The sequence below is a fragment of the Pseudomonas sp. TMP9 genome, from assembly GCF_037943105.1.
Taxonomy (GTDB): Bacteria; Pseudomonadota; Gammaproteobacteria; order Pseudomonadales; family Pseudomonadaceae; genus Aquipseudomonas.
Map to the genome: position 1 here is coordinate 253,022 of NZ_CP149803.1, position 23,101 is coordinate 276,122.

The following is a 23,101-nucleotide window of genomic DNA, read 5'->3' on the forward strand; positions in this document are numbered from 1 at the left end:
CTATGCCGGTCGAGGAGTATAGCGCCAGTGCTTTTGCCTGGGCCGCTGACAGTCTCGATTGCGCGGCGATTTTGCAAGTGACGTTTGTTGCACCAGCGTTTGGCGCTGAGCATGGCCGGGTAATGGCTGGCGAGCAACCGCGGGCCTGAGTCCGAGCGTTTGGAGTGTTAAGTCGCAGGCCGGTTCCCTGTGCATGCTGGGTTTTGCTGGAGGTGCTGGGCGGACAGCGGTGGCGTTTTTGGTGCTGTTGATTGGCGGGTTTGGCTGCGGCTCGCGGGTGGCGCAGGGATTAGGCTGTGAGCCAGAAGAATAAGACGAGGTGCCCATGAGCGTCGCGATTATGGCTTTTCCGCTGTATATCCTGCTGATACTGCTGGAGCTGGCTTACGAGCGCTACAGTGGCCGGCATACCTATCGCCTGGCGGATGCCAGCACCAGCATCAATACCGCGGTGTTGCGGGTATTGCTGGAAGGGCCGCTGCGCCTGCTGCTGATTCTGCCCTACGCCTGGCTGTATGAGCATGCGCGGCTGTTCGACTGGAGCAGCCAATCGCCTTGGCTCTGGTTGGGCGGTTTTATTGCGGTAGATTTCTGCTTTTACTGGGCGCATCGCAGCCTGCATCGTTACAACCTGCTGTGGGGCGCGCATCAGCCGCATCACTCCAGCGAGGACTTCAACCTGTCGACTGCGTTGCGCAAGGGTGCATTTCAGACTGCCTTCGATTGGCCGTTCTACTTGCCGCTGGCCTTGCTCGGCGTGCCGTTGCCGGTATTTCTTGTGCTGCTCGGCGTGCAGCTGGCGTATCAGTTCTGGATTCACAGTCAGCATGTTGGCAGGCTGGGCTTGCTGGAACGGGTGATCATCACGCCAAGCCACCACCGCGTGCATCACGGCCAGAACGACTGTTATATCGACAAGAACCACGGCGGCGTTTTCATCTTCTGGGACAAGCTCTTCGGCACCTATGCCGAAGAGCGGGAGCCAGTGCGTTACGGGGTGACCACGCCGGTCAGTAGCTTTGACCCGATCCGCGTGCAGTTTTCTTGGTGGCGCTTGCTTTGGGCCGATGCGCTGGCGACCCAGTCGTGGTGGGACAAGCTGCGTTTGTGGTGGATGCCCACTGGCTGGCGGCCGCAGGATGTGTGCGAGCACGTGTGGCCGAAAATGAGCGAGGGGAAATTCCAAAGCCACTATCCAGCAGCGCTCAAAGCTTATGCTTTTACTCAGTTTTTGCTTATCAATCTGCTGGCGCTGAGTTTTCTTGCCAGCGTCAAAAGCGCGGCAGTGTGGGAGCCTTGGTTGCTGGTCATAGTGATCCTTGGCAGCTGCATCAGCTTGAGTCGGTTGTTTGAGGGGGGGGCGCAGTTGTGTCGCATCGAGTGCATACGCTTGCTGCTGATGGCTGCGGTAGCGCTGGCGTGGGGCTTTTGGCTGGCGCCGGAGCAATGGCTGGCCGCGCTTTGCATGGCCGCGGTATGTGTTGCCAGCTTGCTTTGGCTGCTGTGGTTGCAGGCACGAACAGTCAGCAATAGTGAGCCTATGCCGCCGATAGTCACGGCCACTGGCCAAGGTCGGTAGCCGCCCAGACGGATGCCCGCCTATAATGGCCGACTTTTGTGAGCTATTTCTGGAGCTGGTGATGGCCGAACGTACGGCAACCGTCGAGCGTAATACCCTGGAGACCCAGATTAAGGTCTCGATCAACCTGGATGGGACCGGTAAGGCCAAGTTTGATATTGGCGTGCCGTTCCTAGAACACATGCTTGATCAGATTGCCCGTCACGGCCTGATCGACATGGACATCCAGTGCAAGGGCGACCTGTATATCGACGACCACCACACCGTGGAAGACGTCGGTATCACCCTCGGCCAAGCATTCACCAAAGCCATCGGCGATAAAAAGGGCATGACCCGCTACGGTCATTCTTATGTGCCACTGGATGAAGCTTTGTCGCGCGTGGTGATTGATTTCTCCGGTCGTCCGGGTCTGCAGATGCACGTGCCGTTCACGCGCGCGGTAGTTGGCGGCTTCGATGTGGATCTGTTTCAGGAGTTCTTTCAAGGCTTCGTCAATCACGCCTTGATCAGCCTGCACATTGATAACCTGCGCGGCACCAACACCCACCACCAGATCGAAACCGTTTTTAAAGCCTTCGGGCGTGCTCTGCGTATGGCCGTGACGATGGATGAGCGCATGGCCGGGCAAATGCCGTCGACCAAGGGCGTTCTGTAAATGCAAACGGTAGCGGTTATCGACTATGGCATGGGTAACCTGCACTCGGTGGCCAAGGCGCTTGAGCACGTCGGTGCTGGCAAGGTGCTGGTGACCAGCGATGCTCGGGTGATCCGTGAGGCTGATCGCGTGGTGTTCCCGGGCGTTGGTGCGATTCGCGATTGCATGGCCGAAATCAAGCGTCTGGGTTTTGACCAGCTGGTGCGCGAAGTCAGCGCTGACCGGCCGTTTCTGGGTATTTGCGTGGGCATGCAGGCTTTACTTGAGCACAGCGAAGAGAACGATGGCGTCGACTGCATTGGCCTGTTCCCTGGCAAGGTGCGTTTCTTCGGCAAGGACATGGTCGAAGACGGCGAACCACTCAAGGTACCGCACATGGGCTGGAACGAAGTGGCACAGTCGGTCAAACACCCGCTGTGGCATAACATCCCGGACCTTGCGCGCTTCTACTTCGTGCACAGCTATTACATCGAGGCCGGTAACCCCAAGCAGGTGGTTGGTCGCGGTCATTACGGCAAGGATTTCGCCGCCGCGCTGGCCGATGGCTCGCGCTTTGCGGTGCAGTTCCATCCGGAAAAGAGCCACACCCACGGCCTGCAACTGCTGCAGAACTTCGCTGCCTGGGATGGCCGCTGGTAAATGAGCCGGGCCAAAGCGCAACCGCTGATCATGACCTTGAACGTTGAGCAAGAGCGTCAAGCCTGCCAGGCGATTAAGCAGTTTATGGACGAGCGCTTTGAGCTGCAGTTAGGCAGTTTTGAGGCCGCCGAAGTGCTCGAACTGTTTGCCCGCGAGATTGCACCGCACTACTACAACCGAGCCGTTTTCGATGTGCAAACTCACCTGAAAGAACGGTTCGAGAGCATCGAAAGTGACCTCTGGGCGCTTGAGAAAAGCTGACCCACCGAATTAACACGACTTGAGCAGGTTCAACCGATGCTGATTATCCCCGCTATCGATCTTAAAGACGGCGCCTGCGTGCGCCTGCGTCAGGGCCGCATGGAAGACTCCACGGTGTTTTCTGATGATCCGGTGGCCATGGCTGCCAAGTGGGTTGAGGGCGGTTGCCGTCGTTTGCACCTGGTCGATCTAAACGGTGCTTTTGAAGGCCAGCCGGTTAATGGCGAAGTGGTTACCGCCATCGCCAAGCGCTACCCGAAGCTGCCGATTCAGATTGGCGGCGGCATCCGCACCCTCGAAACCATCGAGCACTACGTGCGCGCCGGGGTCAGCTACGTGATCATCGGCACTAAGGCGGTGAAAGACCCGCAGTTCGTTACCGATGCCTGTAAAGCCTTCCCGGGGAAAGTCATTGTCGGTTTGGATGCGAAAGACGGTTTTGTCGCCACCGACGGTTGGGCTGAGGTGTCCACCGTTCAGGCGACTGATCTGGCTAAGCGCTTTGAGGCGGATGGCGTCAGCGCCATCGTTTATACCGATATTGCCAAAGACGGCATGATGCAAGGTTGCAACGTCGAGGCCACTGCGGCCTTGGCTGCAGCCAGTCGCATTCCGGTAATCGCCTCCGGCGGCATCCACAACCTGAGTGATATCGAGAAGCTGCTGCTGGCGCGTTCGCCGGGCATCATCGGCGCCATCACTGGGCGTGCGATCTATGAAGGCACCCTAGACGTGGCCGAAGCGCAGACTTTCTGCGACAACTTCAAGGGCTGATCTGAGCGTAGGGTGGGTTAGCCGCAGGCGTAACCCACCATTGTTTGTTCAGGTATGGCGGCGGCGGCGGATTACGTCGCTGCGCGTCTAACCCACCCTACAAGAGCATTGTTATGGCACTGGCTAAACGCATCATTCCCTGCCTCGACGTCGACAACGGTCGCGTCGTCAAAGGCGTGCAGTTCGAGAATATCCGCGACGCCGGCGACCCGGTGGAGATTGCCCGGCGTTATGACGAGCAGGGTGCCGATGAGATTACCTTTCTCGACATCACGGCCAGCGTTGATGGCCGTGACACCACGCTGCATACCGTTGAGCGCATGGCCAGCCAGGTATTTATCCCGCTGACTGTCGGCGGCGGCGTGCGCACCGTGCAGGACATTCGTAACCTGCTGAATGCCGGCGCGGACAAAGTGTCGATCAACACCGCGGCCGTGTTTACGCCGGACTTCGTTGGCGAGGCCGCTTCACGTTTTGGCTCGCAGTGCATCGTGGTGGCCATCGACGCCAAGCGCGTCTCCAAACCCGGTGAAACGCCGCGCTGGGAAATCTTCACCCACGGCGGGCGCAAACCGACCGGGTTAGATGCAGTGCTGTGGGCAAAGAAAATGGAAGACCTTGGCGCCGGTGAGATTCTGCTGACCAGCATGGATCAGGACGGCGTTAAAAGCGGCTATGACCTAGGTGTGACCCGCGCCATCAGTGAAGCAGTCGGCATCCCGGTGATCGCCTCTGGCGGTGTGGGTAACTTGCAGCACCTGGCTGACGGTATTATTGAAGGTAAAGCCGCCGCCGTTTTGGCAGCGAGTATTTTTCACTTTGCCGAGTACAGCATTCCCGAGGCCAAGGCTTACATGGCCAGTTGCGGGATTGTGATGCGCTAAGGGCAATTAGTTTTAAAACTGGATGTTGTTTTGCTGAGTAGGCGCATGTGCACATTTTTGCCGCCGCCCCTGAATTTGAGCTGGATTAGACATGCAAATAGATGCCGTGATCACTTGGGTTGATGGAGGCGATGCAAATTGGCGGGCCAAGCGTCAACATCACTCACGCGAACCTCAGCGCGACCTTTTACCCTTTTCAAATGGTGAGGGCCGGTATCGAGATAATGATGATTTGTTGTTTCTACTTCGCTCGATGGAAAAATTCTGGGGCATTGATGGCAACATCTTCCTCGTTACCGATCAGCAAGTGCCGAGTTTTATCGCGCAGCACCCTCGGCTGCGCATCGTTGATCATTCACAGATTCTTGATGCGCAGTACCTGCCGACGTTCTCATCCAGAGCGATCGAGTCGGCGCTGCACCACATCCCGGACTTGGCTGAGCACTTCGTTTCATTCAACGATGACCAAATGCTCACCCGGCATGTCCAGCCCAAAGACTTTTTCAGTGCTGTCGGCTCTATGGTTTTTTTAACCCGAGAGCCCATTCCAACTATTGATGCTGATCTGCAGCTGTCTGGCCATAACGATGCCAGTAATGCGCGCAGTTGGATGCAGAAAACCTATGGCGCATCGACGATCGAGTTCATCCCTGAGCACGCGCCGAAAAGTATTCGCAAAAGCTGGATGATGGAACTTGAGAGCGCTCATCCGGACGTTTTTGATGAAGTGCGCCAGGAAAAATTCAGGCGTCGCACTGGTCAGAGCATCCTGGCAAACCTCTACCTTGATTGGTGCGCGACACACGGCCGGGCGGATATCGGTTGGGAGCAATGCCGCTACCTGCTAACCGATGATGTGGAAAACGATACCGTCGGCTCGCTGCTGGATTCGCTCGGGCATCACTTATGTGTCTGCATCAATGACACCACCGACGACCGCTCCGATGTCGCCAAAATGCGCGATAAGCTCGACAAAATACGCTCAGAGCTGTTCCCCCGGCCAAGCTACTTTGAGTCACCGGTCAGCCAGGCTTACGCTCGCGCACAGGCATAACCGTTCGTCTAAACCCGCGGCCCCAGCGCGCCTGCATGCTGGCTGGTCGCGTTACCGGCCACTGCTGCGGCGCAGTCCACAGCAAAATCTCGACTGCGTCGCTAAAATCCAAGCCCATGGGTTCGGCTGATGTGGCTTTAAGCTGACTGTGCTGGAATGAATATCTGTCCGCCGCGCGCTCAGCCTCGCCAATGCACGCTAATGTCTATCCATGCGTGGAGTTAATCCCGCTTGAGCTACACCAACCGCGCTGAGTGCTTGCTTCTCAGCCCCACTACTGATGTGAGACGTCATGTTTAAACAACTATTAGCCGCCCTCGTCGGCACAGTTATGCTGCTTGTGGGCAGCGCTCAGGCAGAAGTCGACCCCAATTACCGCATGGTTCTGCTGACCGAAAACTTCCCGCCTTACAACATGGCGATCAACGGCAAGAATTTTGCCCAAGAAGACAATATTGACGGCATCGCCGTGGACATTGTCCGTGAGATGTTCAAGCGCGCGAACATCCACTACAACATGACCCTGCGTTTCCCTTGGGATCGTATTTATAAGCTGGCGCTGGAAAAGCCCGGCTATGGCGTGTTCGTCACGGCGCGCCTGCCGGAGCGTGAAACGCTGTTTAAATGGGTCGGGCCGATTGGCCCGGATGACTGGGTGTTGCTCGGTAAGGCGGACAGCCCGATTACGCTGACTAGCCTGGATGACGCCAAGCAATACAAGGTCGGCGCCTACAAAGGCGATGCGATTGCTCAGCATCTAGTGGAAAAAGGCCTGGAGCCGCTAACCGCTCTGCGCGACTCAGAAAATGCCAAGAAGCTGATGGCTGGGCAAATTGATCTGTGGGCCACTGGCGACCCCGCCGGCCGCTATTTGGCTAAGCAGGAAGGTATTTCTGGGCTGAAAACCATTTTGCGCTTCGACAGTGCTGAGCTGTATCTAGCCCTTAACAAAGAAGTGCCTAATGAAGTTGTAGAGAAGCTGCAAGCTGAACTGGACAAGATGCGCAGCGAAGGCTTTGTTGACGATATCCTGAACAACTATCTGTAATAGGTAAACCAGCCTGTAATAGGTAAACCTGCGAGCGGGCTAAACCCCAGCTCGCGGCGATGGACGGCTGAAACCCCGCCCCACAGTCACCGGGCCCCTGCCCTAGCAGGGATGTCGCGAGCCATAATCACAATCATGCGAGCGAAAAACCTATGTTGAAAACCCTGAAAGCCGGTCTTTTCTTAGGCCTTGCGCTGAGTGCATGCGTAGCCCATGCAGAGCTTCCCGCCGATTACAAAGTGGTGCTGCTGACTGAGAACTTCCCACCGTTCAATATGGCCGTTGATGACAAGAATTTTGCCCGTGATGATGGTATTGACGGCATTAGCGCTGAAATTGTCCGGGCGATGTTTAAGCGTGCTGGCATCAACTACACCTTAACCTTGCGCTTCCCCTGGGATCGTCTTTATCGGCTGACCCTGGATAAAGCCAACTACGGCCTGTTCTCCACCACCTTCACCCCTGAGCGTCAGCCGCTGTTTAAGTGGGTTGGGCCGTTGGCCAAGACCAGTTGGGTATTGTTAGCCGCGCCGGGGAACAACATGAGCGTCGCCAGCCTTAAAGATGCCGCGCAATACCAGATTGGCGCCTACAAGAACGATGCTGTCAGCCAACATCTGGAAAGTCAGGGCCTGACTCCCAATAACGCCCTGCGCGATCAGGAAAATATCAAAAAGCTGCTCAGCGGCAAGATTGACTTGTGGGCCACTACTGACCCGGTGGGTCGTTACTTGGCCAAACAGGAAGGCGTCAGTGGCCTAAATACTGCGCTGCGTTTCAATGAGGCAGAACTGTATCTGGCCCTGAATAAAGACACTCCGGATGAGGTGGTGCAGCGTTTGCAAAAAGCCTTGGATGAGCTGCGTGCCGAAGGCTTTATCGACGACATGACCAACAACTACCTGTAGAGATAGGGTTTATGAAAAAGCCCGGCCCTGAGTGATCAGGGCCGGGCTTTTTGTTTGGCGTTTGCAGCGCCTATCGCAGGGCTAGGTCAGTCACCGCGGGTAATATTTAGGCCTTTGAGCAAGTTGAGCGCTTGGCTCAACTGGTAGTCATCATCTTGCGGGCGTGCTAGGGAGCCGGTTTTGCTCTTGCTTGGCTTGTCAGCGCCGCCGTTGCCGTTGCCCAGGTGGCCTTGCAGGTCGGCCTCTTTAATGCCGCTTTCATCTTTTTCACGCGTCAGCTTAGCGCGCGCCACCTCGATATCCGGAACGATGCCTTGGGCTTGAATCGAGCGGCCGTTAGGGGTGAAGTACAGCGCCGTGGTGAGCTTCAGTGCGCGGTCATTATTCAGCGGCAGCACCGTTTGCACCGAGCCCTTGCCGAAGCTATCGGTGCCCATCAGCACGCCGCGTTTATGATCCTGTAGGGCGCCGGCGACGATTTCCGAGGCCGAAGCGCTGCCGCCGTTGATCAGCACCACCAGCGGTACGCCTTCGCTGGCATCAACCGGGTCGGCATTGAAGCGCAGCTCAGAGTTGGCGATACGGCCTTCGGTGTAGACGATCAGGCCTTCTTTGAGGAAGTGGTCAGTGACTTCCACTGCCGCTTGCAGCACGCCGCCTGGGTTGTTACGCAAATCGAGTACCAGCCCGCGGAGCTTCTTGCCGTTTTCTTTGCGCAGAGCCGCCAGCGCTTTGCCAACTTCGCCGCCACTGTTGACTTGGAATTGGGTGATGCGCACATAGCCGTAACCGTCATCCAGCAGCTGGCTTTTCACGCTTTTGACCTTGATCACTGCGCGGGTCAGCTCGACATCGAAAGGCCTGCCGCCCTCACGCACCAGCGTCAGCTCGATATCACTGCCGGCCTTACCCCGCATTTTTTCGACCGCTTCCATCAACGACAAACCTTTGGTCGGCTGGCCATCAATTTTCACAATCAGGTCACCGGGTTGGATGCCAGCCGCAGACGCCGGGGTGTCGTCAATGGGCGACACCACTTTAAGAAAGCCATCTTCGCTGCCGAGCTCAATGCCCAGGCCACCGAATTCGCCACTGGTACTTTCCTGCAGGTCACGGAACGCTTGCGGCTCCAAATAGGCTGAGTGCGGGTCGAGATTGCTGAGCATGCCTTTGATCGCGTTTTCCAGCAGGGTCTTGTCACTGACCGGCTCGACATAAGCAGATTTGATGCGGTCCATTACTTCGACAAACGTGCGCAATTCATCCAGCGGCAGCGGCGCACTGTCATTGGCCGTAGCGGTGGCTTGCTCCGGCGCGGCGAAGACGGCAGTGCTGCCCAGCAAGGTAATGGCCAGCGCGAGGGCGGTGAGGCGGAACAGATGCGGCATGTGGAACGTACTCCTGGTCCTGAATTAGTAATCGCGGCACTTACCCTTGTGCGCGGCACCATTGAGCGGGGTCAATTGGGCGGCCCTGCTGGCGAATTGCGAAATACAGCGCCGAGGCGTTCTGGCCACCGCTGTTGCCGACAGTGGAAATGGCATCACCGGCTTTGACCACATCACCGGCATCCCTGAGCAGGCTTTGATTATGCCCGTAGAGGCTTAAGTAACCATTGCCATGGTCGAGAATGACCAGAAGCCCGGCGCCGCGCAACCAGTCGGCAAATACCACACGGCCACCGTGCACTGCATGCACTTGGCTGCCGGCGGACGCGCCGATCAACACGCCGTCCCATTTGGTTCGGGCGTCATCACCGCGCGGTGTGCCGTAGCGCGCCACTAGCCGGCCATTGACGGGCCAAGGCAGCTTGCCCCGTGCACTGGCAAAAGGTCCGCCGAAACTGGCACCGGCGCTGACCAACGGGCCGCTGCTGAGGGGTTGTGCCGTGTTGGCCGTTTGCTCCTCGCGTGCCGCGAGTAAGGCCTGTTGGCGCGCTGTCTCGGCTTCGCGGGCCTGGCGGGCCAGGGTCGCTTCGATGGTTTTTAGCACCTGCGCGAGGTTGGCTTGTTCTTGCTGGCGGGCTTTGAGCTTGCGGTCACGGGCGGAGAATTCTTTATTCAATTTGGCCAAGGCCAGCTGGCGTTCTTTGCGGACGTCAGCCAGTTGGCCACGGCGGTTATCGAGCGCGCTTTTCTGTTCGAGGAGCAGGCTCTGCTGGTTGACGATTTCCAGTTCGACATTGGTCAGCTGACGCAGGGTTTCGTTGAAGGCGTCGAGTTGTTCCATGCGCGCTTCGCTGAGGTAATCGTAATAGGTCAGGGTGCGCGAGAATTTTTCTGGGTTTTGCTGATTGAGCAGCAGCTTGATGTATTCCTGGCGACCGCTTTGGTAGGCGGCGCGGGCCTGAATACCGATCAGGCGTTGTTGTTCAAGGCGGGCGCCCTCAAGTTTTTTTTTCTCATTGTCGAGGCGCTGGATTTCCTCTTCGCTTTTTTTCAGGTCGTTCTGCAAGCCTTTGACCTGCTTTTCCAGTTGGCCCATCTCGCTTTCAGTTTTTTTCAGGTCTTTCTGCACGTCAGATTTTTGCAGTTGCAGCTTGTCCAGCAGTTGCTTGAGTTCGCTAACGTCGGCGCGGGCAGCGTCCAGTTGCTTCTGCGCAGCGCTTTTCTCATCAGCGCTGGCGGGCATCAGCAAAAAGGTCAAAAAAATAAGGGCAAGGGCACGAAACATGGGGCTGAAGCTACCTGAATTAAGAACGCGCTTAGTATGCCTAAAAAATGCCGAGGAGCCATTTTTAACATCGCGCGGCCACAGCCAACAGGCTGCTGCCACGGGCGGCAGGCGATTAATAGCGCTTGATTGCGCGCGGATCAGGCGTTGTACCTGACCTGCAGCGCGACGGTTTAGTTCAGCTGGAGAATGCTAGTGCCGGTCATCTCGGTTGGTATCGGCAGGCCCATCAGGGTCAGCAACGTTGGGGCCACGTCGGCCAGGACGCCGTCCGGACGAATCGTCACTGAGCGTTTGCCAACATAAATGAAGGGCACCGGCTCGCAGGTGTGCGCGGTGTGGGCCTGACCGGTGCTGGCATCGGCCATTTGCTCGACATTGCCATGGTCGGCGGTGATTAACGCTTCGCCGCCGACTTTGTCCAGCGCCGCGACAATACGGCCGACGCAGCTGTCGAGGCATTCTACGGCTGCCACTGCAGCGGCAAACACACCGGTGTGGCCGACCATATCGCCATTGGCGTAGTTGACGATGATTACGTCAAAACGCTGATTTTCGATGGCGTCGACGATCTTGTCGGTGACTTCTGGTGCACTCATCTGCGGCTGCAAGTCATAGGTTGCAACGTTGGGCGAGGGAATCAAAATGCGTTCTTCGCCAGCAAACGGCTCTTCGCGACCGCCGGAAAAAAAGAAGGTGACATGGGCATACTTCTCGGTTTCGGCGATGCGCAGCTGGGTTTTGCCGTTATTGGCTAAGTATTCACCGAGCACGTTGGTCAATGCTTGTGGTGTGTAGGCGCTGGGCGTCGGGATGCTTGCAGCGTACTGGGTGAGCATGACGACCTCGGCCAGTTGTGGTACACGCTTGCGCTCGAACGCTTTAAAACTGGGCTCAACGAAGGCGCGGGTCAGTTCGCGGGCGCGGTCGGCACGGAAGTTCATAAACACCACGGCGTCGCCGTCGGCTATCTGCACCGGCTCGCCGATGGTGGTGGCTTTGACGAACTCGTCGCTTTCGTCGCGGGCGTAGGCCGCGCTCAGGCCCTCGACGGCAGTGGCCGCGTTGAATTGGCCGTTGCCGTCGACGAGCAGTTGATAGGCTTGCTCGACACGGTCCCAGCGATTGTCGCGGTCCATGGCAAAGTAGCGGCCGATCAGGCTGGCGATGCGGCCCTTGCCCAGCCTGGCAAACGTCGCATCGAGCAACTCAATCGATGCTTGCGCGCTTTTGGGCGGTGTATCGCGGCCATCGAGAAAAGCGTGCAGGTAGATTTTTTCCGCACCGCGCTGCGCGGCCAGTTCGGCCATGGCCACCAGATGGTCTTGGTGGCTGTGTACGCCGCCATCGGAGAGCAGGCCGAGGATGTGCACTGCTTTGCCTGCACGGACAGCCTTGTCCACAGCGGCGGTAATGGTTGGGTTGTCGAAGAACTCACCCTCGCGTATGGCTTTGGTAACACGGGTGAAGTCCTGATACACCACCCGGCCAGCGCCCAAGTTCATGTGGCCGACCTCGGAGTTACCCATTTGGCCGTCCGGCAGGCCAACATCCATGCCTGAACCTGAGATCAGGCCATTCGGCTGGGTGGCGCATAAATGGTCATAGACCGGCGTACTCGCGGCCATGATGGCGTTGGACTCGGGGTTATCACTGTGGCCGAAACCATCGAGGATGATCAGTACCGTGGGTTTGGGCATGGCGCTCATAAAGCAGGCTCGCTCTGCGTGAGGGGCGAATAGAGGCTGGCTATTTTAAGGCCAAGTGGCGCAAACGTCACCGTCGGGCGGGGTTTGGTCGACCTGTGCGCCTGTGTATACTGGCCCCCATTTTACCGCCCCGGAACCGCATAATGCTCGCTAACTTGATTGAATTTGCCACTGCACACTATGTACTGAGCGGATTGTTCGTGACCCTGCTTGCATTGCTGATCTTCACTGAAGCACGCAAGGGCGGGCAGAGCCTGAGCAGCCGCGAGCTGACCGCGCTGGTTAACAGCGAACAGGGCATGGTGTTGGATATTCGCGGGCAGAAAGACTTTTCCGCCGGGCACATCGTCGGCGCATTGAATATCCAAAACGAAAAACTGGTCAGCCGTATGGCTGAGCTGGAGAAGCACAAGGCCAAGACGCTGATTGTGGTCGATGCCATGGGCCAGCACTCCGGTACGGTTTGCCGTGAGCTGAAGAAGGCCGGTTTCACCGCCGCCAAGCTGTCCGGTGGCATCGCCAGCTGGCGCGGTGACAACCTGCCGTTGGTGAAATGATATGAAGCCGGTGGTGATTTACTCCAGCGATTGGTGCCCCTATTGCACCCGCGCCAAGCAATTGCTGGCGAAGAAGGGTGTGGCATTCGAAGAAATCAAGGTCGACGGTAAGCCGGATGTTCGAGCCGAAATGACCCGTAAAGCACGTCAGACCTCAGTGCCGCAAATTTGGATCGGTGACGTCCACGTGGGTGGCTGCGATGATCTTCACGCTCTAGAGCGCGCCGGCAAGCTTGACGCGCTGCTTAAGGCCTAACTCTTCCTTTATATATACCCAACGACAAGAAGGCTTTGCCATGACAGAACAAGTTAGCAACGGCGCCGCTCAGGGCGAACAAAACCCACAGTTCTCCCTGCAGCGTATTTACGTGCGTGACCTGTCCTTCGAAGCACCGAAGAGTCCGGAAATTTTTCGCCAAGAGTGGACGCCGAGCGTCGCCATGGACCTCAACACCCGCCAGAAGCCTTTGGACGGTGATTTCCACGAAGTGGTGCTGACGCTCTCGGTTACCGTGAAAAACGGCGAGGAAACGGCCTTTATTGCTGAAGTTCAGCAGGCTGGAATCTTCCTGATCAAGGGCCTGGACGCCGCATCCATGAGCCACACCTTGGGTGCGTTCTGCCCGAATATCCTCTTTCCGTATGCCCGTGAAACTTTGGATAGCTTGGTGGTGCGTGGCTCGTTCCCGGCGTTAATGCTGGCCCCGGTGAACTTCGATGCCCTCTACGCACAAGAGCTGCAGCGTATTCAGCAGGCTCAAGCTGGTGAGGCTGCAACGGCTCACTAGGCCATTGCTGCTCCTTAAAAGCGCCTTCGCGGCGCTTTTTTTGTGCGCGTTAGGGCGTCATCGCGAAATCGTGCTGGCGCCACGCCTCGTAGACCGCCACTGCAACGGTATTTGACAAGTTGAGGCTGCGGCAGCCTTCACGCATCGGCAGGCGCAGGCACTGCTCAGGCGGCAGGCTGTCGCGAACCTCTTGCGGCAGCCCACGGCTTTCTGGACCAAAGAGAAAGGCGTCACCCGCTTGGTAGCTGACTTGATGAAAGGCGTGCGAGCCTTTAGTGGTGAAGGCGAATACCCGTGGCTGGCCGAGGCTTTCCAGGCAGCTGGCCAGGTCAGGGTGGCGCTTGAGGGTGGCGTACTCGTGATAATCCAGGCCGGCGCGGCGCAGGCGCTTGTCATCCAGATCGAAGCCTAGAGGCTCGATCAGGTGCAAGTGGCAGCCGCTATTGGCGCAGAGCCTGATAATGTTGCCGGTATTAGGTGGTATTTCCGGTTGGAACAGGATGACGTGAAACATGCGCGGCTCCGAGCTTGAAAGCGAGCAGTATCTTACAGAACCGCGGCCTCGTCCGTGGATGCGGGTGATTGCTTCATTGGCGGTTTTTGGTTTTCTGATTGGCTTGATGGTGGGCCGGATGTTCCAGCCTGAGCCGCTGTTTCTTGAGCGCGTTGAGGTGGTGGAACAAGGCTTAGCGCTGTGGTTCAACAATGAGCCCCACCCACAGGAAGAGCATGTCGGCGGTGTGGTGAATCTGCGCTTGGAAAGTTTTGGCCGTCAGTTTAACGGCCAGCTCAACATCAACGGACGCCAGGCTAACTGGCGGTTTCAGCGCGAGCGCCGTGATCTGGTGTTGCGGGTAGTGGCGGCGCGTCCATTGCACGCCGAGTGGCATGCTGAGGAAGTGGACGGAAGCTGGCGGCTGATGGTTAACCTGTCGGAGCAATAAAGAGGGGATTCCCCGGCCTGCCAATACCAAGTCATTCTGACTGTAGGGATCGCTATTTTTGATGATTTAGCCGAGTACAGTGCAAGTGCTGTGTGTGATCTGCTATCAATTGGGTCGAATAGCTATATTTTTTCCAGCGCAGTTGTAGCTGGCATCGATGGTGGCGCCAGAATCCTGCCGTAGACGCTTTGTGCTATATATTCCGTCAAAGATTAATGGCGTTTTAATGCCATCGGCTTGTGGTCTTTAATCGTTTGCGGTGCAAGCGCTTATCATCTGGCTCGAGTAGCGGCGGCTTAATCATGTGTTAGTAGCGTTTGGTGTTGGCGCAACGCGGATAATGCTAGCGGCGCTCTAGGGGATTCCTATGAGGGGCCGAACGAAATGGAGTATCGGTTAGGCTCAGGAGTAGACAATTATTCAGCCGTGAGCAGCTGGCAGTGTTGAGTTGGTTGGGGAGTCGCTAAGTTGGCATGGTTTGCTAGAAAAAAAATAACGGCAGCCAACGGTTTGTTGGGTATTGAGACCGGTCCGGAGGGCATCGCGCTCGCGCGGGTGGTGCGTGAGCCCGGGCAGCCGGCGACTCTGCTTGAATGTCAATTCCATCCAGCAAGCCTGGCTGAGCAGCCTGCGCTGCTGAAGCGCCTGGTCGATGAACTGGGTTTTGTTGGCATGCCGGTTAATTTGCTGCTTCACCCCGCCACTTACCAAATGCTCCTCCTCGACAGCCCCGAGGTGCCAGTCGAGGAGCTGCGCGACGCCCTGCGTTGGCGTATTAAAGAGCTAATTTCTGAACCCATCGACGACGTTGCCCTCGATGCCTTCATCTTGCCCGAAGATGCGTATCGTGGCCGCTCACGCATGGCCTATTGCGCGGTATTGAACAAAGTACGCATGCACGCCTGGAATGGTATGTGTGCGAATGCTGGGTTGCAGTTACGCAGTATCGATGTCACCGAAATGGCGTTTCGCAACCTAGGCTTGCTGGCCGGCTGTAATGGTATGAGCCTGGCCATGCTGCGTTTACGCTCAAGTGAAGGGTTGATCACGGTGCAGCATGGTGCTGACCTCTATATGGCGCGCCGTATAGAGCAAGGCCTTGATCAGGCCGCGCAGGACTTTTCTACCATCACCCTAGAGATTCAGCGCTCGCTGGACTACTACGAAAGCCAGCTCGGTAAAGGTTATATAAATCGCCTGCTGCTGCTGCCTATGAAGCGTAACGGTGAAGCAGCATTACAGGCCTTGTCCAGCGGGCTTGCTGTGAAGCTACAGGCACTGGGTTTGCGTGATCTGTTTCCCGACCAACTCGGCGCTGAGGTGTCTGAGCAAGAGCAGGCTTACTGCATGGCAGCCGTTGGCGCGGCGCTGCGCCAGGAGGTTGGCTGATGCAGAACCTCAACCTTTTTCAAGTTGAGCGCAAGCAGCGCTCAGGGCCGCGTAATCGCCATATTTTGATGGGGCTGGCTGCAGTGCTGTTGCTCTGTGTTGTGCATGCCAGCTGGCAAATGTGGCAGTTAAAGGCAGGCGCGCAGCGCTTAGAAAAGGTGCAAGCGCTGGCTCAGGAACAAGAGGCAAGCCTTGAGGTTGCACGGGGCAGTTTTATTGAGCCGCAGATGGATGAGCGTCTACCTCTGGAGTTGTCTGTAAGAGAACGTGATAACCGTGAGCTGCAACGCTTGATCGCCTATCTGCAATTGCTCAGCAGCCAGCGTAATGCAGGATTTGTGGCCCCTTTGCTGGCGTTGACTGAGCACCATCCCGCCACTGGCTTGTGGCTCAGTGGCATCAGTTTACGTGAGGGTGGTCGGCACATGCGTTTGCAAGGTCTCAGTCAGGATCAGGAGTTGTTGCCTGCGTATTTGCAGCGTTTAGGCCAGAGCCCAGTGTTCAGTGGGCGCGAGTTCGCGCGTTTCGATGTACAGCGCGGTGACGACCACTTGTTGCATTTTGACTTGTCCTCAATGCTCAAGGATCAGGAGGTCGACGATGAGTAAGTGGCGGCAACGCTGGTATGCCATGGCGCCCCGCGAGCGCTGGTTAGCCTTTGCAGTAGGGTTGGGCGTATTGGGCATGCTTTATGTGCTGTTGATCGGCGACCCGCTCAACCTGCGCCTGACAAAACAAAACAGCGGTTGGCAACTGGCTGAAGGTCGACGTTTGAGTGCTGAAGCTGAGCTGCTTGAGCTACAGGCGCGCTTGGCTGCTGACCCTAATATGCAATACCGCAGTGCTTTGCTGGCGGCGTCTGCCAGTCGCGGAGAGTTGATTCGACAAATCGATCAGTACACCGCTGAGCTGGTCACCCCGCAGAAAATGCAGGCGGTACTGCAGGCGTTGCTGCGCAAACAGCCGCAGCTAAAGGTGGTGGGCATGACCAGCTTCAGCGAGCCGGTAGAGCTGACAAGCGCTGAACCTGCCGCGTCGCCAGACCCGCAAGCGGTTGTTGCGGCGCCGGCTGTAACGCTTTATCGGCATGGCCTGCAGCTGCAACTGGAAGGGGGTTACTTCGATCTGCTTAGCTACTTACAGGCTGTGCAGGCCAGTGGCTGGCAGCTCAACTGGGACAGCCTCGAATACCAAGTCGGCGAAGCCGGGCCCACAAAAGCCACTATCCAGCTCAAGCTCTACACCTTGAGCCGCCATGCGGGGTGGGTCGGTGTATAGAGCCCTTTTATTCAGTCTTTTGTTCTGTGCCAGCATAACGTTTGCGGCCAACCCTGGCCGTGACCCGACGTTGCCTCCGCAGAATCTGCTGCCTGCCACGGTAGCTGCAAGCGACAACGCGCCGATGGTGCTGCAGGCCGTCGTTCGTGGTGCAAAGGGCAGTCAGGCGATGATCGCCGGGCAGACACTGCGTGTCGGCGACACCGTCGCCGATGCTCGCGTGTTAGCCATATATGCACATTCCGTATTGATTGAGCGTCAGGGCCAGCGTCAGCTGCTGCGTCTGGCAGAACCCGTTATGCAACCGAGCCGATGATGCCCATGATCAGATTTCTGCCCAGCGCCTGCCTGCTGAGCCTGGCCTGCCTGCTGACCGCCTGCCAGACCTTTACCGATGGCGATAAGCAGCTCTACGAACAGAGTAACAAGCTGCTTGATGAAAGCCTCAAGCAGGCCCAGGCCGAGCGCAAGGTTGCGCCGCCAAAAGCAGTACAAGCTGCTTTATTGCCGCCTATTAGCAGTAGCTACAGCACTGGCCCGCGGTTTGATGTGGCGGCCAAGGACCTGCCGGCCCGTGACTTCTTTCTTAGTTTGATGGAAGGCGCCGGACAAAACCTAGTGGTGCATCCGGAAGTGGCTGGCACCATCACCTTCAGCCTGCGCCGTGTGACGCTTGATGAGGTGCTGGCTGCAGTTCGGGACAGTTACGGCTATGACTTCCGCCGAACTAGCTACGGTTATCAAATCCTGCCCAACAAAGTGATCACCCGCAGCTATGACCTCAACTACCTGAACTTGCAGCGCATGGGTCAGACCGATACGCGGGTTAGCTCGGGTCAAGTGGAAAATAACAACAGCAGTAATTCGGGTATCACCAATACGGCTGGCAATACTGGCAACGGCGGTAGCTCTGCCACGACCCTAAATGCCAGTCAGGTCAGCACCACCAGTAATGTCGATTTCTGGAGTGAAGTGCGCTTGGTCGTCGAGATGATCGTCGGCGCAGATACCAATAGCAGCGTGATGATCAACCCGCAGGCCAGCTTGCTCGTGGTAAAGGCTAACAGCGCTGCACAGGAAGACGTTGCTCGATTCCTAGAGCAGGCGCAGGCCAATTTGCAGCGTCAGGTGATACTGGAAACCAAGATTTTGGAGGTGCAACTCTCTGATGGTTTTCAAGCAGGTATCAGTTGGGATCAGTTGGGCGGGGATGTCAGCAGCTCACTCAGCAACGCAGCATTAAGTGGGCCGACTGGCGTGAACGGTGTGTTTGGCGTGGCGCTGAGCCTGGGTGACTTCACCGGGCTAATCGAGTTGCTGGAAACTCAAGGCGATGTACGCGTACTGTCTAGCCCGCGGATCTCAACGCTGAATAATCAAAAGGCGGTGATTAAGGTTGGTACGGATGAGTTCTTTGTGACTAACGTCTCGTCCACCAGTTCAACCACTAACGCCGGTGGTGTGACTGAACCGACGCAAGACATTACCTTAACGCCGTTTTTCTCTGGCATCTCTCTGGACGTTACTCCGCAGATTGACCAGAACGACACCGTCACCTTACACGTAAGGCCAACGGTTAGCCGAGTGCGCGACCAGAATAAGGTGATTACGCTGGGCCAGGACAACGTTTTCAACTTGCCACTGGCACTCTCTACCACGCGCCAGTCCGACTCGATTGTGCGCGCGCGCAGTGGTCAGGTGGTGGTCATTGGCGGGTTGCTGCAGAACAACAATGAAAATACTGATGCCAATATTCCTTGGGCTAGCAGACTGCCAATCATTGGCAGTCTGTTTCAGCAGCAGCGTAAATCGCTGCAGCAGAGCGAGTTAGTGATTCTTATGCGCCCACAAGTGGTTAACGATGAGGTGTGGCTGAATGAGTTGCGCAAAAGTGCGCAAACGTTCAAAGAGTTGAGATAGGGCGATGTATGAAGCCTTTTTCGGTCTGCACGAAAAGCCCTTCGCGCTGACTCCTAATACCGGTTTTTTAGTGCAGTTGGCGCCTTATCAGGCATGCCTCAATCTGCTGCGTGTAGCGCTGGATGAGGGTGAAGGTTTCATTAAAGTCACCGGCGAGGTTGGCACAGGCAAAACGCTGTTGTGTCGAACGCTACTCAATCAGCTAGACGATGCGCGCTTCCAGTTGGCCTACCTGCCTAATCCCGAGATGAACCCTGTGGGGCTGCGTCAGGCGATTGCCCGCGAACTGGGAGTGGCTGATGCTGAGGACTCGGATGCCCAAGGCTTATTGGAGGCATTGCATCATCGGCTGATTGAGTTGGCTGTCACGGGTAAAAGTACGGTGGTGTTGATTGATGAGGCACAGGCGCTCCCCCCCGAGACGCTTGAGGCGTTGCGCTTGTTGACCAATCTGGAAACTGAACAAGCCAAGCTGTTGCAGGTAGTGCTGTTCGGCCAGCCGGAGTTGGATGAAACGCTGGCGCGTCCGGAGTTTCGCCAGTTGCTACAGCGCATCACCTTTTCTTATAAGTTGCGGGCGTTGGATGTGAGGGATGCTACTCGCTACCTGAGTGAGCGTCTGGCTGTTGCGGGTTATCGTGGCGAGCCGCTATTCGCCCCAGCCGCCGTGCAGCAGTTGGTGCACGGCAGTGGCGGTATTCCGCGCTTGCTCAATATTCTCGCGCACAAGGCGCTGATGGTGGCGTTTGGTGAGGGCGTGCGTCAGGTTCGCAGTCGTCATATCAAACGTGCGCAGATGGACACCGATGGTGCTCAAGCCTTTCTTAAACGGCGTTCGCCTTGGTTGGGGGTTGGTATGGCTGCGGGCGCGTTTTCCATTGTGCTGATAATCGGTGTCTGGCCTTGGCTGGAGCGCTGGCGGGAGTTGCTGCCATGAGCCTGGTTAACGACATGTTGCGTGACTTGGAAGCCCGTCGTGCAGCGCCTGCCGAGCGCGTGCAGCTGGATGGCCTGTATGCCGTGGATGAAGTGGCGGCAGCACGGCGTGACCGCTATGCGCTGTTACGCCGTGGCGTTCTCTGGGCTGCAGCGGTTATTTTGATCAGTGCGCTGGTCTGGCTTGGCATCGGTCATGTAGTCAACAGCGCACCACCGGTAGCCACTGTCACCGAGCCCGTCGAGCAGCCGCTGGCGGTGGTTGCACCGGTGCAGATTCTTGATGTTCTGCCGCAGCACGATGCGCGCGGTCTGGTCTTACAGCTGCTGCTCGATAGGGCTGTGTCTTATCAGCGTAGCGAAGAAAGTGGTGTCGTCAGTTTGCGTCTGCAGGCTACGCAGCTGCCTGGTGAGCTGCAGCAGGGTCGCGTGCAGCGTGATGGGCGCAGCATGTCCTGGCGGGTCGAGAACAAGGGTGCAGATGTAGACATTCTGTTGGTAGGGCTGGGCGATAGCTTGGAAGTGCGCGACCGCCTAGAGGTTGCTGGCGATCGTTGGATGCTTTGGATCGAGGTGCCTTTAACCGCGCCGCTGGACACCATAGACGCGCCCCTGGCATTACTGGACCTGCCCGCCGCTGAAACAGCCTCGGTGAATACTGAATCCCTATTACCCGCCTGGGTGAGCGCTCCTCTGGTAAGTGACGGGGTTGCACCTGCTTCCGCAGAACCGTTAACGCTGCCGGCTGCTGAAGCGCGGCCTATTGGCCCGCCCCAAGTTAAGATTGAAGCGTACCGTCCGAATGGCTTGGAGTTAGCTCGGCAAGCGTTGCAGAGCGGCGATACTGCCCGGGCCATTAATGAGTTAGAGGCCTTACAGAAAACCCGAGGGCAAGACCCAGAAGTATTGCGCTGGTTGGCACGAGCTTATTTGGCTGCAGACGATCAGCAGCGCTTGCTCACGTGGTTGCCTGAGCAGTTAGTGCAGCTGCCCTATGACAGTGAGCTGCGTTTGTTGTTGGCTCGCTCGCAGCTTCAAGCCGGTGATGCGCAGGCCGCTGCTGCAACACTGGAACAGAATCCGCCTCGCCTAGAGCAAGAGCCGAACTATTTTGCGCTGCTCGCGGCTGTCTATCAGCAAACCGAACAGTGGCAGAAGAGCGCCGACGTGTACCGGCAGATGATTGTTCTGCGGCCCAGCCAAGCGACTTGGCAGCTGGGCTTGGCCATTGCGCTTGAGCAACTTGATCAGCCCTCTCAGGCAGGGCAGCATTATCGCTTGGCGTTGCAGGGTGTGGGTTTGGATGACAGTTCACGGCGTTTTGCCAGTGAGCGCGGCAACGTGTTGGGGAGTGAGTGATGAGTCAGGATGATGTTCGTCAACGTAAGGTTCGCCTTGGCGACTTGCTGATTCAGGCCGGACTGCTCAGCGATGCACAGCTGCAACTGGCCCTGCAGGATCAGAAGCGCACGGGCTCGAAACTGGGGCGAACCGTCATCGACATGGGCTTTGTCGACGAGGGCCGTCTGCTGACGGCGTTGTCCGAGCAGATGAAGATTCCATTCATCGACCTCAAGCACTTCAAATTCAATCAAGAGCTGGTGCAGCTTCTGCCAGAAGCCATGGCCCGCCGCTTTCGTGCGTTGGTGCTGTCGCGGGAGGGCGGCGGCCTGCTGGTCGGCATGTCCGACCCGCTGGATCTGTTCGCGCTGGACGAGATGGACCGCATCCTTAAAGTGCGGGTGCAGCCAGCGGTGGTGCGTGAAGCCGAACTGCTGGCGACCTTGGATAATGTGTACCGACGCACCAGTGAAATTGCATCGATTGCCGGTGAGCTGGAGGGCGAACTCAAGGACAGCGATTTCGACCTGTCCAAACTGGGTGCCGACAGTAACACCGACGCGCCGGTGGTGCGCCTGCTACAAACCCTGTTTGAAGACGCCGTGCAGATGAAAGCCTCGGACATTCACATTGAGCCCGATGAAGGCCTGGTGCGTATTCGCCAGCGGATCGACGGTGTGCTCAACGAGCAGGTAATGAAAGAGGCGCGGGTTGCATCGGCGTTGGTTATGCGCTTGAAAATCATGTCCGGTTTGGATATTTCCGAAAAGCGTTTGCCTCAGGACGGGCGCTTCAATATTCGGGTTAAGGGCCGCGCTATCGATGTGCGGGTCTCAACCATGCCGGTGCAGTTCGGCGAATCCGTGGTGATGCGTCTGCTCGACCAGAGCGGTGGCGTGGCCAATCTAGATGCCAGCGGCATGCCGCCAGATATGCTGGTGCGCTTCCGTCGACTTTTGCAGCGCCCTTATGGCCTGGTGCTCGTCACTGGCCCTACCGGCTCGGGTAAAACCACCACGCTGTACGCAGGACTTGCTGAGCTAAACAGCCCAGAAAAGAAGATCATCACCGTGGAAGACCCGGTTGAATACCGCTTGCCGCGGGTCAACCAAGTTCAGGTCAATGCCAAGATCGACTTGAGTTTCGCCCGCGTGCTGCGCGCCGCCCTGCGTCAGGACCCAGATATTGTGCTGATCGGAGAGATGCGTGATCAAGAGACCGCAGAGATCGGCTTGCGCGCCGCCCTTACCGGTCACCTGGTGTTGTCGACCTTGCACACCAACGATGCGTTGACATCAGCCATGCGTCTAATAGACATGGGGGCTGAACCTTTTCTCGTGGCCACCTCATTGAATGCTGTGTTGGCCCAACGGCTGGTACGTCGCGTATGTGAAAACTGCATGCAGGAGCATGTGCCGGAGCCGCGTCAGGTGGTCTGGCTTGAAGCGCTGTACAAAGCGCCGCTGGCTGGCCGAAGCTTCAAACGCGGGGCGGGTTGTCATCAGTGCCATAACACCGGCTATGCCGGACGAGTCGGCGTCTTCGAGTTACTGGAAATGGATGAGGGTATGATTGCTGCCCTGCGTCGCAATGACCCGCAAGGTTTTGCTGAGGCGGCACAGGCCAGCGCCAATTATCGACCGTTGGCCGCCTGTGCCCTGGACTATGCATTGGCTGGAGTCACCAGCATCGAGGAGGTGCTGAAAGTCTGCGCCACCCTGACCGATGAGCTAGCCGGCTGATGCAGGCATATTTCCGCACAAT

The 23,101-nt window shown here is 57.4% G+C and carries 26 protein-coding genes; 22 read left to right on the plus strand and 4 right to left on the minus strand.

The annotated features are described in order from the left end of the window. Positions 1 to 2: 2 nt before the first annotated feature. The 10 genes from WF513_RS01220 to WF513_RS01265 all read left to right on the plus strand — a co-directional run bounded on the left by WF513_RS01220 (position 3) and on the right by WF513_RS01265 (position 7,802). A complete protein-coding gene (locus tag WF513_RS01220) occupies positions 3 to 149 on the plus strand; it encodes a hypothetical protein (protein WP_339080932.1) in 147 nt (48 codons plus the stop codon). Positions 150 to 325: 176 nt separating this feature from the next. Then, positions 326 to 1,579, plus strand: coding sequence for a sterol desaturase family protein (locus tag WF513_RS01225; RefSeq protein ID WP_339080933.1), 1,254 nt, complete (start codon positions 326 to 328; stop codon positions 1,577 to 1,579). A gap of 61 nt (positions 1,580 to 1,640) precedes the next feature. Next, positions 1,641 to 2,234: an imidazoleglycerol-phosphate dehydratase HisB gene (gene hisB / locus WF513_RS01230; RefSeq protein WP_339080934.1), complete on the plus strand. Its 594-nt coding sequence runs from the start codon at positions 1,641 to 1,643 to the stop codon at positions 2,232 to 2,234. After that, positions 2,235 to 2,873 (plus strand): imidazole glycerol phosphate synthase subunit HisH, encoded by a 639-nt coding sequence (gene hisH / locus WF513_RS01235; protein ID WP_339080935.1) that lies wholly within the window; start codon positions 2,235 to 2,237, stop codon positions 2,871 to 2,873. Next, complete coding sequence (locus tag WF513_RS01240) at positions 2,874 to 3,134, plus strand: DUF2164 domain-containing protein (protein WP_339080936.1); 261 nt, start codon at positions 2,874 to 2,876, stop codon at positions 3,132 to 3,134. A gap of 36 nt (positions 3,135 to 3,170) precedes the next feature. Further along, a complete protein-coding gene (gene hisA / locus WF513_RS01245; protein ID WP_339080937.1) occupies positions 3,171 to 3,908 on the plus strand; it encodes a 1-(5-phosphoribosyl)-5-[(5-phosphoribosylamino)methylideneamino]imidazole-4-carboxamide isomerase in 738 nt (245 codons plus the stop codon). A 113-nt stretch (positions 3,909 to 4,021) separates the two neighbouring features. Then, a complete protein-coding gene (gene hisF / locus WF513_RS01250; protein ID WP_339080938.1) occupies positions 4,022 to 4,792 on the plus strand; it encodes an imidazole glycerol phosphate synthase subunit HisF in 771 nt (256 codons plus the stop codon). Between the two features lie 91 nt (positions 4,793 to 4,883). Beyond that, complete coding sequence (locus tag WF513_RS01255; RefSeq protein ID WP_339080939.1) at positions 4,884 to 5,846, plus strand: stealth family protein; 963 nt, start codon at positions 4,884 to 4,886, stop codon at positions 5,844 to 5,846. Between the two features lie 292 nt (positions 5,847 to 6,138). Further along, entirely contained in the window at positions 6,139 to 6,894 is a 756-nt protein-coding gene (locus tag WF513_RS01260) for an ABC transporter substrate-binding protein (RefSeq protein WP_339080940.1), read from the plus strand. 152 nt (positions 6,895 to 7,046) lie between these two features. Continuing rightward, entirely contained in the window at positions 7,047 to 7,802 is a 756-nt protein-coding gene (locus tag WF513_RS01265) for an ABC transporter substrate-binding protein (RefSeq protein ID WP_339080941.1), read from the plus strand. Between the two features lie 86 nt (positions 7,803 to 7,888). Here WF513_RS01265 and WF513_RS01270 read toward each other — a convergent pair whose 3' ends face one another. The 3 genes from WF513_RS01270 to gpmI all read right to left on the minus strand — a co-directional run bounded on the left by WF513_RS01270 (position 7,889) and on the right by gpmI (position 12,184). Further along, complete coding sequence (locus tag WF513_RS01270) at positions 7,889 to 9,190, minus strand: S41 family peptidase (protein ID WP_339080942.1); 1,302 nt, start codon at positions 9,188 to 9,190, stop codon at positions 7,889 to 7,891. 40 nt (positions 9,191 to 9,230) lie between these two features. Continuing rightward, positions 9,231 to 10,475: a murein hydrolase activator EnvC gene (locus WF513_RS01275; RefSeq protein WP_339080943.1), complete on the minus strand. Its 1,245-nt coding sequence runs from the start codon at positions 10,473 to 10,475 to the stop codon at positions 9,231 to 9,233. Positions 10,476 to 10,648: 173 nt separating this feature from the next. Beyond that, positions 10,649 to 12,184 carry a 2,3-bisphosphoglycerate-independent phosphoglycerate mutase gene (gpmI, locus tag WF513_RS01280; RefSeq protein WP_339080944.1) on the minus strand — a complete coding sequence of 512 codons (1,536 nt, stop codon included), beginning with the start codon at positions 12,182 to 12,184 and terminating at the stop codon, positions 10,649 to 10,651. 143 nt (positions 12,185 to 12,327) lie between these two features. Here gpmI and WF513_RS01285 point away from each other — a divergent pair, with 143 nt between their 5' ends. The 3 genes from WF513_RS01285 to secB are packed head-to-tail and all read left to right on the plus strand — an operon-like array spanning position 12,328 to position 13,529. Beyond that, the gene (locus WF513_RS01285; RefSeq protein ID WP_339080945.1) at positions 12,328 to 12,741 is read left to right on the plus strand and encodes a rhodanese-like domain-containing protein; all 414 of its coding nucleotides are present in this window, start codon (positions 12,328 to 12,330) and stop codon (positions 12,739 to 12,741) included. Position 12,742: 1 nt separating this feature from the next. Continuing rightward, positions 12,743 to 12,997 (plus strand): glutaredoxin 3, encoded by a 255-nt coding sequence (gene grxC, locus WF513_RS01290; protein WP_339080946.1) that lies wholly within the window; start codon positions 12,743 to 12,745, stop codon positions 12,995 to 12,997. Between the two features lie 40 nt (positions 12,998 to 13,037). Further along, positions 13,038 to 13,529 carry a protein-export chaperone SecB gene (gene secB, locus WF513_RS01295; RefSeq protein ID WP_339080947.1) on the plus strand — a complete coding sequence of 164 codons (492 nt, stop codon included), beginning with the start codon at positions 13,038 to 13,040 and terminating at the stop codon, positions 13,527 to 13,529. A gap of 49 nt (positions 13,530 to 13,578) precedes the next feature. Here secB and trmL read toward each other — a convergent pair whose 3' ends face one another. Then, positions 13,579 to 14,043 carry a tRNA (uridine(34)/cytosine(34)/5-carboxymethylaminomethyluridine(34)-2'-O)-methyltransferase TrmL gene (gene trmL, locus WF513_RS01300; protein ID WP_339080948.1) on the minus strand — a complete coding sequence of 155 codons (465 nt, stop codon included), beginning with the start codon at positions 14,041 to 14,043 and terminating at the stop codon, positions 13,579 to 13,581. Here trmL and WF513_RS01305 point away from each other — a divergent pair. From WF513_RS01305 to WF513_RS01345, 9 genes are all read left to right on the plus strand, one after another. After that, on the plus strand, positions 14,042 to 14,473 hold the full coding sequence (locus WF513_RS01305; protein WP_339080949.1) for a hypothetical protein: 432 nt from the start codon (positions 14,042 to 14,044) through the stop codon (positions 14,471 to 14,473). The genes trmL and WF513_RS01305 overlap by 2 nt on opposite strands. Positions 14,474 to 14,983: 510 nt before the next feature. Next, the gene (locus WF513_RS01310) at positions 14,984 to 15,862 is read left to right on the plus strand and encodes an MSHA biogenesis protein MshI (RefSeq protein ID WP_339080950.1); all 879 of its coding nucleotides are present in this window, start codon (positions 14,984 to 14,986) and stop codon (positions 15,860 to 15,862) included. Further along, on the plus strand, positions 15,862 to 16,470 hold the full coding sequence (locus tag WF513_RS01315) for a PilN domain-containing protein (RefSeq protein WP_339080951.1): 609 nt from the start codon (positions 15,862 to 15,864) through the stop codon (positions 16,468 to 16,470). The genes WF513_RS01310 and WF513_RS01315 overlap by 1 nt, the downstream gene beginning before the upstream one ends. Beyond that, positions 16,463 to 17,140, plus strand: a complete 678-nt coding sequence (locus WF513_RS01320) for an MSHA biogenesis protein MshJ (RefSeq protein ID WP_339080952.1) — start codon at positions 16,463 to 16,465, stop codon at positions 17,138 to 17,140. Before WF513_RS01315 ends, WF513_RS01320 begins: the two co-directional genes overlap by 8 nt. A 70-nt stretch (positions 17,141 to 17,210) precedes the next feature. After that, entirely contained in the window at positions 17,211 to 17,456 is a 246-nt protein-coding gene (locus tag WF513_RS01325) for a Type II secretory pathway component (RefSeq protein WP_339080953.1), read from the plus strand. A gap of 5 nt (positions 17,457 to 17,461) precedes the next feature. Beyond that, positions 17,462 to 19,060, plus strand: a complete 1,599-nt coding sequence (locus tag WF513_RS01330; protein WP_339080954.1) for a secretin N-terminal domain-containing protein — start codon at positions 17,462 to 17,464, stop codon at positions 19,058 to 19,060. A 4-nt stretch (positions 19,061 to 19,064) separates the two neighbouring features. After that, entirely contained in the window at positions 19,065 to 19,997 is a 933-nt protein-coding gene (locus tag WF513_RS01335) for an AAA family ATPase (RefSeq protein ID WP_339080955.1), read from the plus strand. Beyond that, complete coding sequence (locus WF513_RS01340; protein ID WP_339080956.1) at positions 19,994 to 21,355, plus strand: hypothetical protein; 1,362 nt, start codon at positions 19,994 to 19,996, stop codon at positions 21,353 to 21,355. The genes WF513_RS01335 and WF513_RS01340 overlap by 4 nt, the downstream gene beginning before the upstream one ends. Beyond that, on the plus strand, positions 21,355 to 23,079 hold the full coding sequence (locus tag WF513_RS01345; RefSeq protein WP_339080957.1) for a GspE/PulE family protein: 1,725 nt from the start codon (positions 21,355 to 21,357) through the stop codon (positions 23,077 to 23,079). Before WF513_RS01340 ends, WF513_RS01345 begins: the two co-directional genes overlap by 1 nt. Positions 23,080 to 23,101: the final 22 nt, after the last annotated feature.

What these genes read in the sequence shown, in the direction of transcription:
- WF513_RS01220 (WP_339080932.1), top strand. Translation starts at nt 3, where the DNA reads ATGCCGGTCGAGGAGTATAGCGCCAGTGCTTTTGCCTGGGCCGCTGAC.
- WF513_RS01225 (WP_339080933.1), top strand. Translation starts at nt 326, where the DNA reads ATGAGCGTCGCGATTATGGCTTTTCCGCTGTATATCCTGCTGATACTG.
- hisB (WP_339080934.1), top strand. Translation starts at nt 1,641, where the DNA reads ATGGCCGAACGTACGGCAACCGTCGAGCGTAATACCCTGGAGACCCAG.
- hisH (WP_339080935.1), top strand. Translation starts at nt 2,235, where the DNA reads ATGCAAACGGTAGCGGTTATCGACTATGGCATGGGTAACCTGCACTCG.
- WF513_RS01240 (WP_339080936.1), top strand. Translation starts at nt 2,874, where the DNA reads ATGAGCCGGGCCAAAGCGCAACCGCTGATCATGACCTTGAACGTTGAG.
- hisA (WP_339080937.1), top strand. Translation starts at nt 3,171, where the DNA reads ATGCTGATTATCCCCGCTATCGATCTTAAAGACGGCGCCTGCGTGCGC.
- hisF (WP_339080938.1), top strand. Translation starts at nt 4,022, where the DNA reads ATGGCACTGGCTAAACGCATCATTCCCTGCCTCGACGTCGACAACGGT.
- WF513_RS01255 (WP_339080939.1), top strand. Translation starts at nt 4,884, where the DNA reads ATGCAAATAGATGCCGTGATCACTTGGGTTGATGGAGGCGATGCAAAT.
- WF513_RS01260 (WP_339080940.1), top strand. Translation starts at nt 6,139, where the DNA reads ATGTTTAAACAACTATTAGCCGCCCTCGTCGGCACAGTTATGCTGCTT.
- WF513_RS01265 (WP_339080941.1), top strand. Translation starts at nt 7,047, where the DNA reads ATGTTGAAAACCCTGAAAGCCGGTCTTTTCTTAGGCCTTGCGCTGAGT.
- WF513_RS01270 (WP_339080942.1), bottom strand. Translation starts at nt 9,190, where the DNA reads ATGCCGCATCTGTTCCGCCTCACCGCCCTCGCGCTGGCCATTACCTTG.
- WF513_RS01275 (WP_339080943.1), bottom strand. Translation starts at nt 10,475, where the DNA reads ATGTTTCGTGCCCTTGCCCTTATTTTTTTGACCTTTTTGCTGATGCCC.
- gpmI (WP_339080944.1), bottom strand. Translation starts at nt 12,184, where the DNA reads ATGAGCGCCATGCCCAAACCCACGGTACTGATCATCCTCGATGGTTTC.
- WF513_RS01285 (WP_339080945.1), top strand. Translation starts at nt 12,328, where the DNA reads ATGCTCGCTAACTTGATTGAATTTGCCACTGCACACTATGTACTGAGC.
- grxC (WP_339080946.1), top strand. Translation starts at nt 12,743, where the DNA reads ATGAAGCCGGTGGTGATTTACTCCAGCGATTGGTGCCCCTATTGCACC.
- secB (WP_339080947.1), top strand. Translation starts at nt 13,038, where the DNA reads ATGACAGAACAAGTTAGCAACGGCGCCGCTCAGGGCGAACAAAACCCA.
- WF513_RS01305 (WP_339080949.1), top strand. Translation starts at nt 14,042, where the DNA reads ATGCGCGGCTCCGAGCTTGAAAGCGAGCAGTATCTTACAGAACCGCGG.
- trmL (WP_339080948.1), bottom strand. Translation starts at nt 14,043, where the DNA reads ATGTTTCACGTCATCCTGTTCCAACCGGAAATACCACCTAATACCGGC.
- WF513_RS01315 (WP_339080951.1), top strand. Translation starts at nt 15,862, where the DNA reads ATGCAGAACCTCAACCTTTTTCAAGTTGAGCGCAAGCAGCGCTCAGGG.
- WF513_RS01320 (WP_339080952.1), top strand. Translation starts at nt 16,463, where the DNA reads ATGAGTAAGTGGCGGCAACGCTGGTATGCCATGGCGCCCCGCGAGCGC.
- WF513_RS01330 (WP_339080954.1), top strand. Translation starts at nt 17,462, where the DNA reads ATGATCAGATTTCTGCCCAGCGCCTGCCTGCTGAGCCTGGCCTGCCTG.
- WF513_RS01335 (WP_339080955.1), top strand. Translation starts at nt 19,065, where the DNA reads ATGTATGAAGCCTTTTTCGGTCTGCACGAAAAGCCCTTCGCGCTGACT.
- WF513_RS01340 (WP_339080956.1), top strand. Translation starts at nt 19,994, where the DNA reads ATGAGCCTGGTTAACGACATGTTGCGTGACTTGGAAGCCCGTCGTGCA.
- WF513_RS01345 (WP_339080957.1), top strand. Translation starts at nt 21,355, where the DNA reads ATGAGTCAGGATGATGTTCGTCAACGTAAGGTTCGCCTTGGCGACTTG.